The 13365-nt window shown below is 66.6% G+C and carries 14 protein-coding genes and 1 tRNA gene; 9 read left to right on the top strand and 6 right to left on the bottom strand.

From position 1 onward, the window contains the following. Nucleotides 1-30: 30 nt before the first annotated feature. Together ACWZHB_RS03620 and aceE are read right to left on the bottom strand one after the other, a co-directional pair. Complete coding sequence (locus ACWZHB_RS03620) at nucleotides 31-1332, bottom strand: PucR family transcriptional regulator (RefSeq protein ID WP_427909068.1); 1302 nt, start codon at nucleotides 1330-1332, stop codon at nucleotides 31-33. Nucleotides 1333-1376: 44 nt separating this feature from the next. Next, nucleotides 1377-4259: a pyruvate dehydrogenase (acetyl-transferring), homodimeric type gene (aceE, locus tag ACWZHB_RS03615; RefSeq protein ID WP_427906511.1), complete on the bottom strand. Its 2883-nt coding sequence runs from the start codon at nucleotides 4257-4259 to the stop codon at nucleotides 1377-1379. Nucleotides 4260-4475: 216 nt separating this feature from the next. Between aceE and ACWZHB_RS03610 the strand changes: the two genes are divergently transcribed. The 4 genes from ACWZHB_RS03610 (at nucleotide 4476) to ACWZHB_RS03595 (ending at nucleotide 6216) form a co-directional block, all read left to right on the top strand. Beyond that, nucleotides 4476-5024 carry a hypothetical protein gene (locus ACWZHB_RS03610; protein ID WP_427906510.1) on the top strand — a complete coding sequence of 183 codons (549 nt, stop codon included), beginning with the start codon at nucleotides 4476-4478 and terminating at the stop codon, nucleotides 5022-5024. Nucleotides 5025-5151: 127 nt separating this feature from the next. Continuing rightward, complete coding sequence (locus ACWZHB_RS03605; RefSeq protein WP_379331167.1) at nucleotides 5152-5574, top strand: DUF3052 domain-containing protein; 423 nt, start codon at nucleotides 5152-5154, stop codon at nucleotides 5572-5574. Between the two features lie 73 nt (nucleotides 5575-5647). Continuing rightward, nucleotides 5648-6112, top strand: coding sequence for a peroxiredoxin (locus tag ACWZHB_RS03600; protein WP_427906509.1), 465 nt, complete (start codon nucleotides 5648-5650; stop codon nucleotides 6110-6112). Between the two features lie 32 nt (nucleotides 6113-6144). Beyond that, nucleotides 6145-6216, top strand: a tRNA-Val gene (locus ACWZHB_RS03595). Between the two features lie 39 nt (nucleotides 6217-6255). Here the strand turns inward: ACWZHB_RS03595 and ACWZHB_RS03590 are convergent. Next, nucleotides 6256-7212 (bottom strand): helix-turn-helix transcriptional regulator, encoded by a 957-nt coding sequence (locus tag ACWZHB_RS03590; RefSeq protein WP_427906508.1) that lies wholly within the window; start codon nucleotides 7210-7212, stop codon nucleotides 6256-6258. Between the two features lie 63 nt (nucleotides 7213-7275). Here ACWZHB_RS03590 and ACWZHB_RS03585 point away from each other — a divergent pair, with 63 nt between their 5' ends. After that, the gene (locus ACWZHB_RS03585) at nucleotides 7276-8418 is read left to right on the top strand and encodes an epoxide hydrolase family protein (RefSeq protein WP_427906507.1); all 1143 of its coding nucleotides are present in this window, start codon (nucleotides 7276-7278) and stop codon (nucleotides 8416-8418) included. Between the two features lie 18 nt (nucleotides 8419-8436). Here ACWZHB_RS03585 and ACWZHB_RS03580 read toward each other — a convergent pair whose 3' ends face one another. Next, entirely contained in the window at nucleotides 8437-8934 is a 498-nt protein-coding gene (locus ACWZHB_RS03580) for a MarR family winged helix-turn-helix transcriptional regulator (protein ID WP_427906506.1), read from the bottom strand. Between the two features lie 91 nt (nucleotides 8935-9025). Here ACWZHB_RS03580 and ACWZHB_RS03575 point away from each other — a divergent pair, with 91 nt between their 5' ends. Then, on the top strand, nucleotides 9026-9484 hold the full coding sequence (locus tag ACWZHB_RS03575; protein ID WP_427906505.1) for an SgcJ/EcaC family oxidoreductase: 459 nt from the start codon (nucleotides 9026-9028) through the stop codon (nucleotides 9482-9484). A 129-nt stretch (nucleotides 9485-9613) separates the two neighbouring features. Here ACWZHB_RS03575 and ACWZHB_RS03570 read toward each other — a convergent pair whose 3' ends face one another. Then, nucleotides 9614-10375 (bottom strand): GTP-binding protein, encoded by a 762-nt coding sequence (locus ACWZHB_RS03570; RefSeq protein ID WP_427906504.1) that lies wholly within the window; start codon nucleotides 10373-10375, stop codon nucleotides 9614-9616. A 119-nt stretch (nucleotides 10376-10494) separates the two neighbouring features. Between ACWZHB_RS03570 and ACWZHB_RS03565 the strand changes: the two genes are divergently transcribed. Together ACWZHB_RS03565 and ACWZHB_RS03560 are read left to right on the top strand one after the other, a co-directional pair. Continuing rightward, nucleotides 10495-10941 carry a Zn-ribbon domain-containing OB-fold protein gene (locus tag ACWZHB_RS03565; protein WP_378996296.1) on the top strand — a complete coding sequence of 149 codons (447 nt, stop codon included), beginning with the start codon at nucleotides 10495-10497 and terminating at the stop codon, nucleotides 10939-10941. After that, on the top strand, nucleotides 10934-12136 hold the full coding sequence (locus ACWZHB_RS03560; RefSeq protein WP_427906503.1) for a lipid-transfer protein: 1203 nt from the start codon (nucleotides 10934-10936) through the stop codon (nucleotides 12134-12136). Before ACWZHB_RS03565 ends, ACWZHB_RS03560 begins: the two co-directional genes overlap by 8 nt. 71 nt (nucleotides 12137-12207) lie before the next feature. Here the strand turns inward: ACWZHB_RS03560 and ACWZHB_RS03555 are convergent, their stop codons facing one another. Further along, the gene (locus tag ACWZHB_RS03555; RefSeq protein WP_427906502.1) at nucleotides 12208-12861 is read right to left on the bottom strand and encodes an FMN-dependent NADH-azoreductase; all 654 of its coding nucleotides are present in this window, start codon (nucleotides 12859-12861) and stop codon (nucleotides 12208-12210) included. 133 nt (nucleotides 12862-12994) lie between these two features. Here ACWZHB_RS03555 and ACWZHB_RS03550 point away from each other — a divergent pair, with 133 nt between their 5' ends. Further along, nucleotides 12995-13336: a winged helix-turn-helix transcriptional regulator gene (locus tag ACWZHB_RS03550; protein WP_427906501.1), complete on the top strand. Its 342-nt coding sequence runs from the start codon at nucleotides 12995-12997 to the stop codon at nucleotides 13334-13336. Nucleotides 13337-13365: the final 29 nt, after the last annotated feature.

The following is a 13365-nucleotide window of genomic DNA, read 5'->3' as shown; positions in this document are numbered from 1 at the left end:
GTGTCGGGATCGACCGATTCACCAATCCCGTTACAGGGGGTCGTGAGCCACTGGGATGGGCGGGGTTTCTGTGACGGGAGGTGATGATTCGTTATGCGTTCGTGTCAAACGGCCCACTGTTGCTGCGATCCGGAGCACATAAGCGTCTCGGGGATTCATGGGATCGCGGCCGGTGACTTCACCGATTCGTTTGAGTCGGTACCGAACGGTATTTGGATGTACGTACAGCTGCCGAGCACAAGTTTCTACTGCTCCGCCACAATCCAGGTACGCGTCGAGTGTGTCGGATAACGAAGATCCGGCAGCGGCCAACGGCACCACAAGATACTCGTTCAGCGCCTCTATCGCAGCTCTATCGCCCAGCAACGCGCGTTCCGGTAGCAATTCCGTGGCGTGAACGGGCCTTGGCGCCCCGCGCCAGCCGACCACGGCCTCCATCCCCGCCAACGCCTCGATCGCCGACGCGTGCGCGGCGCCGAGTGTGCGCATCGTCGGGCCGATCACCACCGGACCGTCGGAGAAGACCTCGGCCAGCAGATCCGTGAGGAACGGCGAACCCATGCCCGACTCCCCCAGGTGCCCGCTGACCACCATCACCAGTCGCGCGCCCTGCACCACCGCCAGCGCGGCCCTGCCGTGTTTGGTCGCGATGGTGTGCACCGCGCCGACGGTCGACACACCCTGGTCCAGCGGCGGTGTGCCGACCAGCACGGTGGCGGGCGCCGTGGCGTCCCAGTTCAACGTGGCGGCCCGGGAAAGCATGTCGGGACCCGTGTCGCCCCGGACCACCGCGTCGACCACAAGGGCCTCCAGGCGGGTATCCCACGCGCCACGGGACTCGGCGGCGCTGGCGTACACCGAGGCGGCCGCGAAGCCGAGCTCACGCCCGTATCGCAGCACCGCCTCGGTGAGCGCGACCAGCTGACGATCGTTGCGGGCCAGCGCGGGCAGCCACTGTTCGAAGAAGTCCATGGCCACTCGCACCATGTCCACGGTCTGGCGCAGCGTGAGCCGCCGCGCCAGATCCTGCGGAATCACCTGGAACGCGTCCAGGCTGAAGCGGATATCGGAGTCGGGATCCTGCAACCACTCCAGGAAGTTCACGACCGCCGTCTGCACCAGCATCTGCACGCCCGCTCGCTGCGCGGCGTCCAGGTCGGCGAAGAACGGCAGCCGATCCTGCATCGACCCCACCGCCTCGGTGGACAGCCGGCCCGAGAACTGTTTGACCCGCTTGAGCAGCGTGTCGGGCAGCGGATCACGGTTCTGCCGGTTCGGGGACAGCGCCCCCGTCGGCAGATAGACCTCGTGTTCGCTGGTGCCCTCGGTGATCCGACGGGGCCGCGGCGGTTTGCGCTCCACAGTCCAATAGTCCGCTACGCGAGTTCCTCTGCCGCGTCCGCACTCGGCTTCGGCGCGGCGGCCACGCTGTCGATGCCGTATTTCGCGGCCGCTTCCACCGCCTTCGCCTTGTCGAAGGTGCCGTCGCGCACCAGCCCTTCGAGCACCGCGACCACGATCGATTGCGCGTCGACGTTGAACACCCGGCGCGCGGCCGTGCGGGTGTCGGAGAAGCCGAACCCGTCGGTGCCGAGGGTGATGTAGTCGCCGGGCACCCACTGCCGGATCTGATCCGGCACCGCGCGCATCCAGTCCGTCGCGGCGACCACCGGGCCGCGCGCGGCCGAGAGCGCCTGGGTGACGTAGGCCGAACCCGGATCCGAATCGGGGTGTTTGAACGCCGTGATCTCCTTGTCGAGCGCCTCGCGGCGGAGTTCGCCGAACGAGGTCACCGACCAGACATCCGCGGCCACACCCCACTCCTGCGCCAGCAGCTCCTGCGCGCGCAGACCGTCGGGCACGGTCACGCCCGACACGAGGATCTGGGCACGAACCTCGCCCTCACCACCGGGCTGGTACAGGTACAGGCCCTTGAGCAGACCCGCCACGTCGAGGTCGTCGGGCTCGGCAGGCTGCTGGTAGGGCTCGTTGTACAGGGTGATGTAGTAGAAAATATTCTCCCCGCCGAACGTGCCGACCGCGGACACGTCGGTGCCGGGCAGCAGACCGGCCGGGGCCTCGCCGCCGCCGTACATCCGGCGCAGACCGTCGCGCATGATGTGCGCGATCTCGAACGAGAACGCCGGATCGTAGGTCACCACCGCGGGATTGGTGGACGCCAGCAGCAGCGACTGACCGTCGTTGTGCTGCAGACCTTCACCGGTGAGGGTGGTGCGGCCCGCGGTGGCGCCGAGCACGAATCCGCGCGCGAGCTGGTCGGCCGCGGCCCAGAAGCTGTCGCCCGTGCGCTGGAACCCGAACATCGAATAGAAGATGTAGAGCGGGATCATCGGCTCGCCGTGGGTGGCATAGGAGGTGGCGACCGCGGTGAACGACGCGGTGGAACCGGCCTCGTTGATGCCCTCGTGCAGGATCTGACCGACGGTGCTCTCCTTGTAGGCGAGCATCAGTTCCGCGTCGACCGAGGTGTAGAGCTGGCCGTTGCGGTTGTAGATCTTCAGCGTCGGGAACCACGAGTCCATGCCGAAGGTGCGGGCCTCGTCGGGAATGATCGGCACGATCCGCTCGCCGATCTCCTTGTCGCGCAACAGTTCCTTGACCAGGCGAACCAGCGCCATCGTGGTGGCGACCTTCTGCTTGCCCGAACCCTTGCGCACCGAGCGGTAGGCCTCGTCGCCGGGCAGCGTCAGTGGCTTGGCGGCCGAACGACGTTCCGGCACGAAACCGCCGAGCGACTTGCGCCGGGCCAGCATGTACTCGATCGCCGGATCGTCCATGCCGGGGTGGTAGTACGGCGGCAGGTACGGGTCCTTCTCCAGCTCGGCATCGCTGACCGGGATGCGCTGCAGATCGCGGAAGTCCTTGAGGTCCTGCAGCGCCAGCTTCTTCATCTGATGGGTGGCGTTGCGGCCCTCGAAGTGCTTGCCGAGGGTGTAGCCCTTGATCGTCTTGGCCAGGATCACCGTCGGCTGACCCTTGTGCGCCATCGCCGCCGAATAGGCCGCGTAGACCTTGCGGTAGTCGTGGCCGCCGCGCTTGAGATTCCAGATCTCGCTGTCGGACATGTTCTGCACCAGCGCTTTGGTGCGCGGGTCGCGGCCGAAGAAGTGGTCGCGCACATAGGCGCCGTCGTTGGCCTTGTAGGTCTGGTAGTCGCCGTCGGGGGTGGAGTTCATCAGGTTCACCAGCGCGCCGTCGCGGTCGGCGCCGAGCAGCGCGTCCCATTCGCGACCCCAGACCACCTTGATCACGTTCCAGCCGGCGCCGCGGAAGAACGACTCCAGTTCCTGGATGATCTTGCCGTTGCCGCGCACCGGGCCGTCGAGCCGCTGCAGGTTGCAGTTGATCACGAAGGTGAGGTTGTCCAGGGCTTCGTTGGCGGCCACCTGGATCAGGCCGCGCGATTCGGGTTCGTCCATCTCGCCGTCGCCGAGGAACGCCCAGACGTGCTGGTCGGAGGTGTCCTTGATGCCGCGATCGGTGAGGTAGTGGTTGAACCTGGCCTGGTAGATCGCGTTCATCGGGCCCAAGCCCATCGACACCGTCGGGAATTCCCAGAAGTCCGGCATCAGCCGCGGATGCGGGTAGGACGGCAGGCCCTTGCCGAGGCCGCCGTGGCTGTATTCCTGACGGAAGCCGTCAAGGCGGTCGGTGCTGAGGCGGCCCTCGAGGAAACCGCGCGCGTAGATGCCGGGCGAGGCGTGGCCCTGGATGTAGACGTGGTCGCCGCCGCCGGGATGGTCCTTGCCGCGGAAGAAGTGGTTGAAGCCCACCTCGTAGAGCGCCGCCGAGGACGCGTAGGTCGAAATATGGCCGCCGACACCGATTTCGGGGCGCTGCGCGCGATGCACCATGATCGCGGCGTTCCACCGGATCCAGGCGCGGAAGCGGCGCTCGACTTCCTCGTCACCGGGGAACCACGGTTCGTTCTCGGTGGGAATGGTGTTGACGTAATCGGTGGAGGTGAGCGCCGGAATCGACACACGGCGTTCGCCCGCTCGCTCGAGCAGTCGCAACATCAGGTAGCGGGCGCGACCCGGGCCTTCCCGGTCGAGCATGTCGTCGAAGGATTCCAGCCATTCGCTGGTCTCTTCGGGGTCGATATCCGGTAGGTACGACGCCACTCCTTCGCGGATGACCCGTACCCGTTCACCGGTGGGTTTGGTGGTGGATTCACCGGCCGTGGTGGGGGACGCTGCTGGATCGTCGGAAGCTGCAGAGTGGATCAGGTCGGTCAAATCTGCTCCTCGTACTGGGGGCTGAACTGCTGGTCGGCGTCGCTGTCCCCGGGCCTGCCCGCTTGGTGTGCGGACCACCCGTGACGAAAGGTTCGGGTGCACCCCCCATCCTTACCGAAACGGCTGCCCAGGTCATCATCTCGACGGGAAAACCATTGGGTAGGTTCTGCAGGAGAAAGACGAGTCGCACACGTGAGTGAGAGGGAACGTCGAACGATGAGGGTGCTGCACGCGCGTCGGCTGGGGCTGATCTGTGCCGTGGCCGCCGTAACCGCGGGTTCGGTGGTGGCGGGGTGCGCCGAGCAGATCCCCGGCACGCCGACGACCGACGCGGCCGAGGTGGCCGCCTACAAGACCGAGGCCGCCGCGTCGTCCTCGGCCGCCGCGTCTTCGCGCGCCGCGGCCGCGCAGGAACGGGCGATCGCCGACAACTGCGGCCAGTTCCCCACCACCACCGGCGCCGGAGTCACCGCCTACAACGATTTCGTGTCCGCACACGACAGCAACGCGCCCGACTACGCGGCCAAGCGTGAGTCCGCGGCCACCACCCTGGACAACGCGGCGGCCAAAGTCGAGGGGGGTGTCATCGCCGCGGCGGGCGCCTTGCCGCCCGAGCTGGCCGAAAAGTTCGGCGCCTATGTGCTCGCCGCGCGCGAACTGTCCGCGCAAACCAGAAAGATGACCTACAACTCACCAGTCGGCAAGCTCAACGAGGCCAGCCGGGCCATCAACCAGGCACGGACCGCGGTCCACGACGCCTGCTGAGACCGTCGATTTCGCCTTCCCGACACGCGGCATACGGTACCGATTCATCCGATCAGCTTGCGCTGCGACGGATAACCATGTTCGCTTGCACCTATCTTACTGTCGGAAGTTTAGGGAGGACACCACCGTGGTCGCCGCGGCGGACGCGCAGAACTACGCTCAGAAGCTTGGCATTTCTCACGGCTTGGTTGTTCAGGAATTGGGCTGGGACGAGGACACCGACGACGCATTGCGCGCCGAGATCGAGGAGGTCAGCGGCGGCGAAATGGTCGACGAAGACTCCGATGAGGTCGTCGACGCCGTCCTGCTCTGGTGGCGAGAAGGTGACGGCGATCTGGCCGACGAGCTGATGGATGCCATCAGCCCGCTGGCCGATGAAGGCTTCATCTGGGTCCTCACCCCCAAAACCGGGCAATCAGGCCATGTCGATCCGAGCGAGATCGCCGAAGCCGCACCCACGGCCGGCCTGACCCAGACATCCACCATCAGCCTCGGCAGTTGGACGGGCTCACGCCTCGTTCAGCCGAAGGCACCGTCCAAACAGCGCTGAATCCGCCGTTCGCTAGGGTCTCAGTTGGGCTCGACGCCCGGCTGAGACCCGACACGACGGAGGATTCGTACCTATGCCGCTAGAGGTTGGCACTCTCGCGCCGGATTTCACGCTCAAGGACCAGAACAACCAGCCCGTCACCCTGTCGGACTATCGCGGCAAGAAGAACGTGCTGCTGGTGTTCTATCCACTCGCCTTCACCGGCATCTGCCAGGGCGAGCTGTGCAAGGTCCGCGACGAGCTGCCCAAGTTCCAGAACGACGACGCCGAGATCATCGCGATCTCCGTCGGCCCCCCACCCACCCACAAGATCTGGGCCGCGGAACAGGGCTACCTGTTCCCCCTGCTGTCAGATTTCTGGCCGCACGGCGCCGTCACCCAGTCCTACGACGTCTTCAACGAGAAATCCGGCTACCCCAACCGCGGAACCTTCGTCGTCGACAAGTCCGGCTACATCACCTTCGCGGAGATGAACAGCCCCGGACAAGCCCGTGACCAGGCGGCTTGGGAGAAAGCCCTCGCCGCGCTAGATTCATAACCCGACACCGCCGGTACTCCCCGGCGGTGCCAGGGCGTATAGCTCAGCGGTAGAGCACTGGTTTTACACACCAGCGGTCGGGGGTTCGATCCCCTCTGCGCCCACATACTTCGCAATAGAAGGCTCGCAAGGCGGCCTTCGAGCTAGCCCTCACGGCCCGCCGCTCGGCGCAACCTCGTCGCGAGGCGATCGAACGCCACCGCGAGCTCGTCTCCGTCGATCACCTCGATGTCGACGTCGAGCTGCGTCATCCGCAGCGCGAGCCGGTCCGGGTCGTCGGAACCCAGCTCGACACGGCACGTGGACTCGTCGACCACCTCGATATCGACCGGGATGGGGATCTTCGCGGCGACCTCGGCGGCGGGAGCGTGCACGAGGATCCGGGCGCGGTACTGCCAGGTTGCCTTGCTGACGCGTCTGACGACGTAGTCGACGGCATCGTCTGCCGGGATCTCGCGAGGCTGGAACCGCGCACCCGTCGGTGTGCGCGAGACCATGCGGTCGACCCGAAAGATCCGCCAGTCGGCACGGTCGAGATCCCATGCGAGCAGGTACCAGAGCGGCCCCCAGCTCACCAGTCGTTGCGGTTCGGTGTGGCGGGCCTCCTCGCTGTCGCCGGGCTTCGTGTATCCGAACCGGAGCCGTTCGTGGCCGCGGATCGCGGCGGCGACCGCGCCGAGTACCGAGAGATCGAGCGTCGGCTGAGGCGCTGGAACGACGCTTGTCGCCTCGCGTACCGCCTCGACCCGCCGACGCAGGCGCGCGGGCAGCACTTGCTCGAGCTTCGCGAGCGCGGTGAGCGAGGTCTCTTCGACGCCGATCCGCTGGGTCGCGACCGCACCCAATCCGACCGCGACGGCGACGGCCTCGTCGTCGTCGAGCAGGAGTGGGGGCATCGCCGTGCCGGCGGCCAGCCGGTACCCGCCCGCCACGCCGGGGCGCGCGTCCACCGGATACCCGAGCGAGCGCAGCTTGCCGATGTCGGCGCGCACAGTCCTCGTGCTCACATCGAGCCGACTCGAGAGCTCGGAGCTCGTCCAGTCGCGCTTGAGCTGGAGCAACGACAGCAGTTCGAGCAGGCGGGCCGAGGTCTCCAACATGTTTTCGATCATTTCAGCAATTGCGGAAGCTAGCCTGCCGCAATACCCGCGACCGTGGATGTCATGAACGAGAACAACGCACTCACCCCGTTTCGCATCGACATCCCGCAAGCCGACGTCGACGACCTGCGCGCCCGGCTGGCACACACGCGCTGGCCGATCCCCGTGCCGGGCCGAGACGATCGCACCGACTTCAGCCGGGGCATCCCGCTGGTGTACCTGAAGGAGCTCGCCGAGTACTGGCGCGACGGGTTCGACTGGCGTGCGCAGGAGGCGAAGCTCAACGAGTTCGAACAGTTCACGACGGTCGTCGACGGCCAGAGGTTCCACGTCGTCCACACGCGATCGGCGAACCCGGAAGCGACCCCGCTGATCCTGAACCACGGCTGGCCGGGTTCGTTCGTCGAGTACCAGCGGCTCATCCCACTACTGACCGACGAGTTCCACGTGGTCATCCCGTCGCCGCCCGGCTTCGGCTTCGCCACCCCGCTGTCAGAGACCGGCTGGGAGCTGGCGCGGACGACCGGCGCCTATGCCGAGATCATGACGCGTCTGGGCTACGAGAGGTTCGCGGCCCACGGCACCGACATCGGTTCGGGCACAAGCCTGCGGCTCGCGGCGCTCCACCCGCAGCGCGTCATCGGCACGCACATCGGCTGCGATCCCCGGCTGCTCGGGTTGGTCGGCGACAAGTTCCCCTTCCCCGAAGGTCTGTCCGAGGACGAGATCGCCCAGTTCGAGGCAGTGCGCACCGCGGATGCGGCCGATCACGGGTATCTCCTGATGCAGAACCACCGTCCCGACACGATCGGTGCGGCGCTTACCGACTCGCCGGTCGGTCAGCTCGCGTGGATCGCCGAGAAGTTCAAGACCAGGGCCGTCGGCGACTACCGGACGCCGGACGAGTCGGTCGACCGCGACCAGCTCCTCACGAACATCAGCCTGTACTGGTTCACCCGCAGCGGCGAGTCGAGCGCGCAGTTCTACTACGAGGCCGAGCACTCGGGGATCGACTTGGTCATGGCCGCCGGCGTGCCGTCCGGATGGGCTGTGTTCGACACCCACCCGCTGATCCGCCGCACGATGGACCCGTGGAAGGCGATCAGCCACTGGAGCGAATTCACCGAGGGCGGTCACTTCCCCGCGATGGAGGAGCCGGAGCTGCTCGCGAACGACATCCGCACCTTCTTCCGCGGCATTTCCTGACTCAGCGAAAAGGTCATTTCAATCACTCTGCTTGGGTTTAGGGCCGGGGCGGCGGCCGCGTGCGGCGCGGGTGCGGATTTCTTCGGCGGCTGCCCGGTAGGCCGGGGCCGCATGAGCGAAGTAGTCGAAGAGAACCTCGCGCTGCTCGGCCGTGTAGCGGTCCAAGACCTCGGCGATCAGTCGGCGGGCGGGACCGACCACGTCCTCGATGTCGGGGAAGGTCTCGGCCGAGGCTTCGACGATGACCCGTCGGCGGTCGGCCGGATCCGAGGTGCGTCGTAGGTAGCCCGCCTTCTCGAGGCGGTCGATGAGCCGGGTCGTCGCGCCGGTGGTCAGACCTACTCGGGCGGCCAGGTCGCCGGAGCTCATCTGGCCGGCCAAGGTGACCAGGCTCACCGCGTACCACTCGGTGGGCTGAAGTCCGGCGGCTTCCGCCCCGGCCATGCCGTGCAGGCCCACCGCGTCGAGATACTCGCGAAAGATCACGTGCTGGTCCCGAGGTGCCGTGTTTGCCATTGGTAGGGATGCCCCTTAAGCTGATAGTTGCAATGATGCAGATATTGTTAGAACACAGGTTCTGCTTCATCTTAACGACAAGGAGAACGGCATGACCACCATGGACGACAAGGCGGCCATCACCGCGGTGATGGCCGAGCTGAACACCGCATGGGCCCGCAACGATGCCGACGCGTACGGGGCGCTGTTCACCCAGGACGCGACGTACGTCACGTTCGTCGGGACGTACTACAGCGGCAGAGCCGACATCGTGGAGTGCCACCGCACTTTGTTCGCGAAGTTCTTGAAGAACACCAAACTCGCCGCGGAGATCACCGACATCCGCTTCTACGGCCCGGACGCCGCGATCGTCACCGCCCGCGGCGACACCTACAAGGGAGCGACCACGCCCAGGTCCTCGAAGCTGTCGAAGGTTCAGACATGCACGTTCGTGCGCGAGTCGGACGGGCGGTGGCGGGTGGCCGCGTTCCACAACACCCAGCGAAAGCCACTGATGGAAGCCATCTCCTTCAAAACCGCCCCCGGCACCATCCCAGCTGCCCAGAGGTGACCCATCCATACCTGCACCGCGCGCTCTCTCCACACACGCCGCGAGCGCATCTCGTACCTCTTCTCTCCCGACACCAGGCCGGAGGCCGAGAAGTGACTGTGGCAGCCCGGCGCACGGGCCTGCGGAGAGTCAGTAGTCGAGGGCGTGTTCTGGCTGGCAGACGTACATGGGCGACGGCAGATAGCGGACGATGGCGTCCAGGAAGGGGGCGATGTCGTCGCTCGCGCGGGGTGTGGCGCACAGGATGGGGACGACGTCACCATTGCGGGTGCGGCGGCGGATGCGGCGGTGCAGGTCTCGGAGGGTCAGGGAGTTCGAGTCCGCGGGGTCTTGATCGGTCAGGATCTCGAGGAGTTCGCGGCACCACCGCTGGGCGGCTTTCCCATGGTTTCGGGAGGATTCGCGCACCGTGGGGTCGAGTGCCGTCATCGGGACCAGGTCGACGACATCGCCGAAGCCGGCGCCGATGCCGAGGGGTATCTGCAGTACCAACGGCGCCGCTCCGCGCGTGTCGGCGATCGTACGGACACAGCGATCGAAGTCGGCGGTGGGTTGATCGAGCCCGTCGACCAGGCACAAGCGGGCGACCTGATGGTCGTCGGCGACGCGCAACATGGTTTCGAGCCGCGGGGTACCTCGTACGGCGGCGTTCACGACCGCGATGACGCCGTCGGCTACGCGGATGGAGCGTTCCAGGTCGGCGATGCGTGCGTCGCTCGACAGCGCGGCGACCCGAATCGTGTATTCGGCACCGTCCGTCGACCAGTGGACCGTATTCTCCGTGACGCCGAAACATCGGCGCAGCCGGTGCACCGCTCGCGTCGCCTCGTCGGGATCGCCGATGATCGTGACGTTGCGAATCGACTGCGGGTCAATAGCTTTGGTGTCCATCGCGCGGTACTCCAGATCGATGTCATCGCGTCCTCGATCCGCTCACCGTACCCGCGCCCGAGCAGCGCCGGAACGGAATTCCGCCCCAAAATAGAACGTGTTCCTATACCGTCGGCCACGTGCAGAAAGAACAACGCCCCGCCGTGGCTGACTGGTTCACTGCGGATGACGGCCAGGTACGCCTCAAAGGAACTCGCTGCAACGACTGCGGCACGCCGTACTTCCCGAAGAACACACTCGCCTGCCGCAACCCCCAGTGCACAGGTACCCACGACGGCTCCGAGCTCGTCGAGTACCTGTTCTCCACGCGTGGCCGGATCTGGTCGTACGCCGACGCCCGATACAAGCCGCCCGCGCCCTACGTCTCGGCCGATCCCTTCGTGCCCTATGTCGTGGCGGCGGTGGAGCTCGAGGTCGAGCAGATGGTGATCCTCGGGCAGGTCGTCCGCGGTCTCACGGTGGACGACCTCGCCGTCGGCATGCCGGTCGAATTGACCGTCGGCACGCTGTACGAGGACGAGGACGCAGAGCACACGGTGTGGATGTGGAGGCCGGTCAATGACTGATACGAATGATCGCGATATCGCCGTCCTCGGCGCGGGCATGCACCCGTGGGGCAAGTGGGGGCGCAATTTCGTCGAATACGGTCTGGTGGCGGCGCGTGCGGCACTGGCCGACGCCGGGTTGAACCACCGCGACGTCGGCTACATCGCCGGCGCGGACACCATCCGCAACGGCTATCCCGGATTCGTCTCCGGCGCGACGTTCGCACAGGCACTGGGTTGGTCGGGCGCGCAGATCTCGAGTAGCTACGCCGCCTGCGCCTCCGGTGCGCAGGCCATCGCCAACGCGCGCGCCCAGATCCTGGCCGGGCTGTGCGAGGTGGCGCTGGTGGTCGGCGCCGACACCACCCCGAAGGGCTTCTTCCAACCGGTCGGCGGCGAACGCCGCGACGACCCGGACTGGTTGCGCTTCCATCTGCTCGGCGCCACCAACCCCATCTATTTCGCGCTCTACGCCCGCCGCCGGATGGCGCTGCACGGCGCCACCCTCGACGACTTCGCCGCGGTCAAGGTGAAGAACTCCCGGCACGGCCTGAACAACCCGAATGCCCGCTACCGCAAGGAAGTCTCGGCCGAGGAGGTCAGCGCGTCGGCGGTCGTGTCGGACCCGTTGCGACTGCTCGACATCTGCGCGACCAGCGACGGCGGGGCAGCCTTGGTGCTGACGTCGATGGACTACGCACGTCGCCACGGCATCGCGGATCCGGTGCGCATCTCCGCGCTGTCGACGGTCACACCGACGTTCCCGAAAACCGTGCTCGACCTGCCGGACTTCTCGACGGATTCGGCCGTGGCCGTCGAGCCCCCGTCCCGCACCTTCCGATCGGCCATCGCGCACGCCGCCTACGAAGAGGCAGGCATCGGTCCCGCCGACCTGTCCTTCGCGGAAGTCTATGACCTCTCCACCGCCCTGGAATTGGACTGGTACGAGGACATCGGCCTCTGCGAGACGGGCGAAGCGGAGGCTCTGTTGCGCAGCGGCGCAACGACATTGGGCGGACGGGTACCGGTGAACCCCAGCGGCGGCCTTGCCTGCTTCGGCGAAGCCATCCCCGCACAGGCCATCTCCCAGATCTGCGAACTGACCTGGCAGTTGCGCGGCCAGGCCCAAGGCCGCCAGGTGGACAACGCCCGCGCGGGCATCGCCGTGAATCAAGGCCTCTTCGGCCATGGTTCGGCGATCATCGCCACTCGCTGACTCTGAGTCATCCAGGTCGGTTACCGAAACCCCGGGCTCTGTCCGGGGTTTCGGAGTCACCGCGGTCGCCTTCAGCCGGCGACGCCGACAGCTTCGCGCTCGGAAGTCAGGTCGGCCACCCGGTTTCGGGCACGTTCGAGCGACCGCAGCAGTCGCTCACCACCGAATTCGTCGTTGCCCGTGTAGACGAACTCGATCTCGTCGATGCCGATGAAACCCAGGGCCGTGCGCAAATACGGCTCTACGTGATTCATGCTCGCCAGCGGACCGCCCGCCTCGTAGCCGGCGTCGCCGGTACCGACGATGACGAAGGCCCGCTTGCCCGAGGTGAGTGGGGTGTACGGCGACGCGGCATCGGGATCGAAGGAGAAGGTGCGGCCGACCCTGACGATCTGGTCGATGTAGGCCTTCAGCATCGCCGGTACGCCGAAGTTGTACATGGGAACCCCCAGCACCAGCACGTCGGCGGCGAACACCTCGTCCACCAGCTGGTCGCTGAGGGCCAGTGCCTCGCGCATCGACGGCGTTCGCTGCGCGGGCGTAGTGAAGGCGGCCGCGATCCAGTCCTCGGTGAGGTGCGGCGGCGGTTCGTGGCCGAGGTCGCGGCGGATCACCGTGTCATCGGGCCTGCCCTCGCTCCAGCGCGCGACGAACTCCCCGACCAGCGTGCGGGTGTGGGAGCGCGACCGGCGCGGGCTGGCATCGAGCTGAAGTAGCTGGGCCATCTCGGAAACTCCTGTCGGGGCTGGGTCTGCTTGCGGGTTCGAGCCTGCCCGACGGGGAATATCCGCGTAAGAGCGCACATTTCTGTTACCCAGTACCCTTTTTCATACCTTTGCCGGTGAGACGAGGATGTGCATGGCCAAACGTAAGCAGGATCTCGATTTCGACTGCCCGGTCGAGGTCACCCTCGATGTGATCGGCGGCAAATGGAAGGGGATGATCGTCTTCCATCTGAGTGAGGGAACGGCTCGGTTCAACGAGATGCGCCGCGCCATGCCGCACGTGACCCAGCGAATGCTCACCGCGCAGCTGCGCGAACTCGAGCGCGACGGCGTCCTCACCCGCACCGTGTATCCGGAGGTTCCGCCCCGGGTCGACTACGAGCTGACAGACTTCGGCCGCGGCCTCGTCCCGATCATCCTGCTGATGGAGACCTGGGGCGAGCAGTACCGCGAGCAGCTGCGTCCGGCCGGGTAGACACCACCTCGCGCGGCTGAGCGCTCGAC

Source organism: Nocardia sp. FBN12 (genome assembly GCF_054031145.1).
Note: the sequence above shows the minus strand (reverse complement) of the source record. Positions and strands in the feature narration are given on the sequence as shown.

What these genes read in the sequence shown, in the direction of transcription:
- ACWZHB_RS03610 (WP_427906510.1), top strand. Translation starts at nt 4,476, where the DNA reads ATGAGGGTGCTGCACGCGCGTCGGCTGGGGCTGATCTGTGCCGTGGCC.
- ACWZHB_RS03600 (WP_427906509.1), top strand. Translation starts at nt 5,648, where the DNA reads ATGCCGCTAGAGGTTGGCACTCTCGCGCCGGATTTCACGCTCAAGGAC.
- ACWZHB_RS03590 (WP_427906508.1), bottom strand. Translation starts at nt 7,212, where the DNA reads ATGTTGGAGACCTCGGCCCGCCTGCTCGAACTGCTGTCGTTGCTCCAG.
- ACWZHB_RS03585 (WP_427906507.1), top strand. Translation starts at nt 7,276, where the DNA reads ATGAACGAGAACAACGCACTCACCCCGTTTCGCATCGACATCCCGCAA.
- ACWZHB_RS03580 (WP_427906506.1), bottom strand. Translation starts at nt 8,934, where the DNA reads ATGGCAAACACGGCACCTCGGGACCAGCACGTGATCTTTCGCGAGTAT.
- ACWZHB_RS03575 (WP_427906505.1), top strand. Translation starts at nt 9,026, where the DNA reads ATGACCACCATGGACGACAAGGCGGCCATCACCGCGGTGATGGCCGAG.
- ACWZHB_RS03570 (WP_427906504.1), bottom strand. Translation starts at nt 10,375, where the DNA reads ATGGACACCAAAGCTATTGACCCGCAGTCGATTCGCAACGTCACGATC.
- ACWZHB_RS03560 (WP_427906503.1), top strand. Translation starts at nt 10,934, where the DNA reads ATGACTGATACGAATGATCGCGATATCGCCGTCCTCGGCGCGGGCATG.
- ACWZHB_RS03555 (WP_427906502.1), bottom strand. Translation starts at nt 12,861, where the DNA reads ATGGCCCAGCTACTTCAGCTCGATGCCAGCCCGCGCCGGTCGCGCTCC.
- ACWZHB_RS03550 (WP_427906501.1), top strand. Translation starts at nt 12,995, where the DNA reads ATGGCCAAACGTAAGCAGGATCTCGATTTCGACTGCCCGGTCGAGGTC.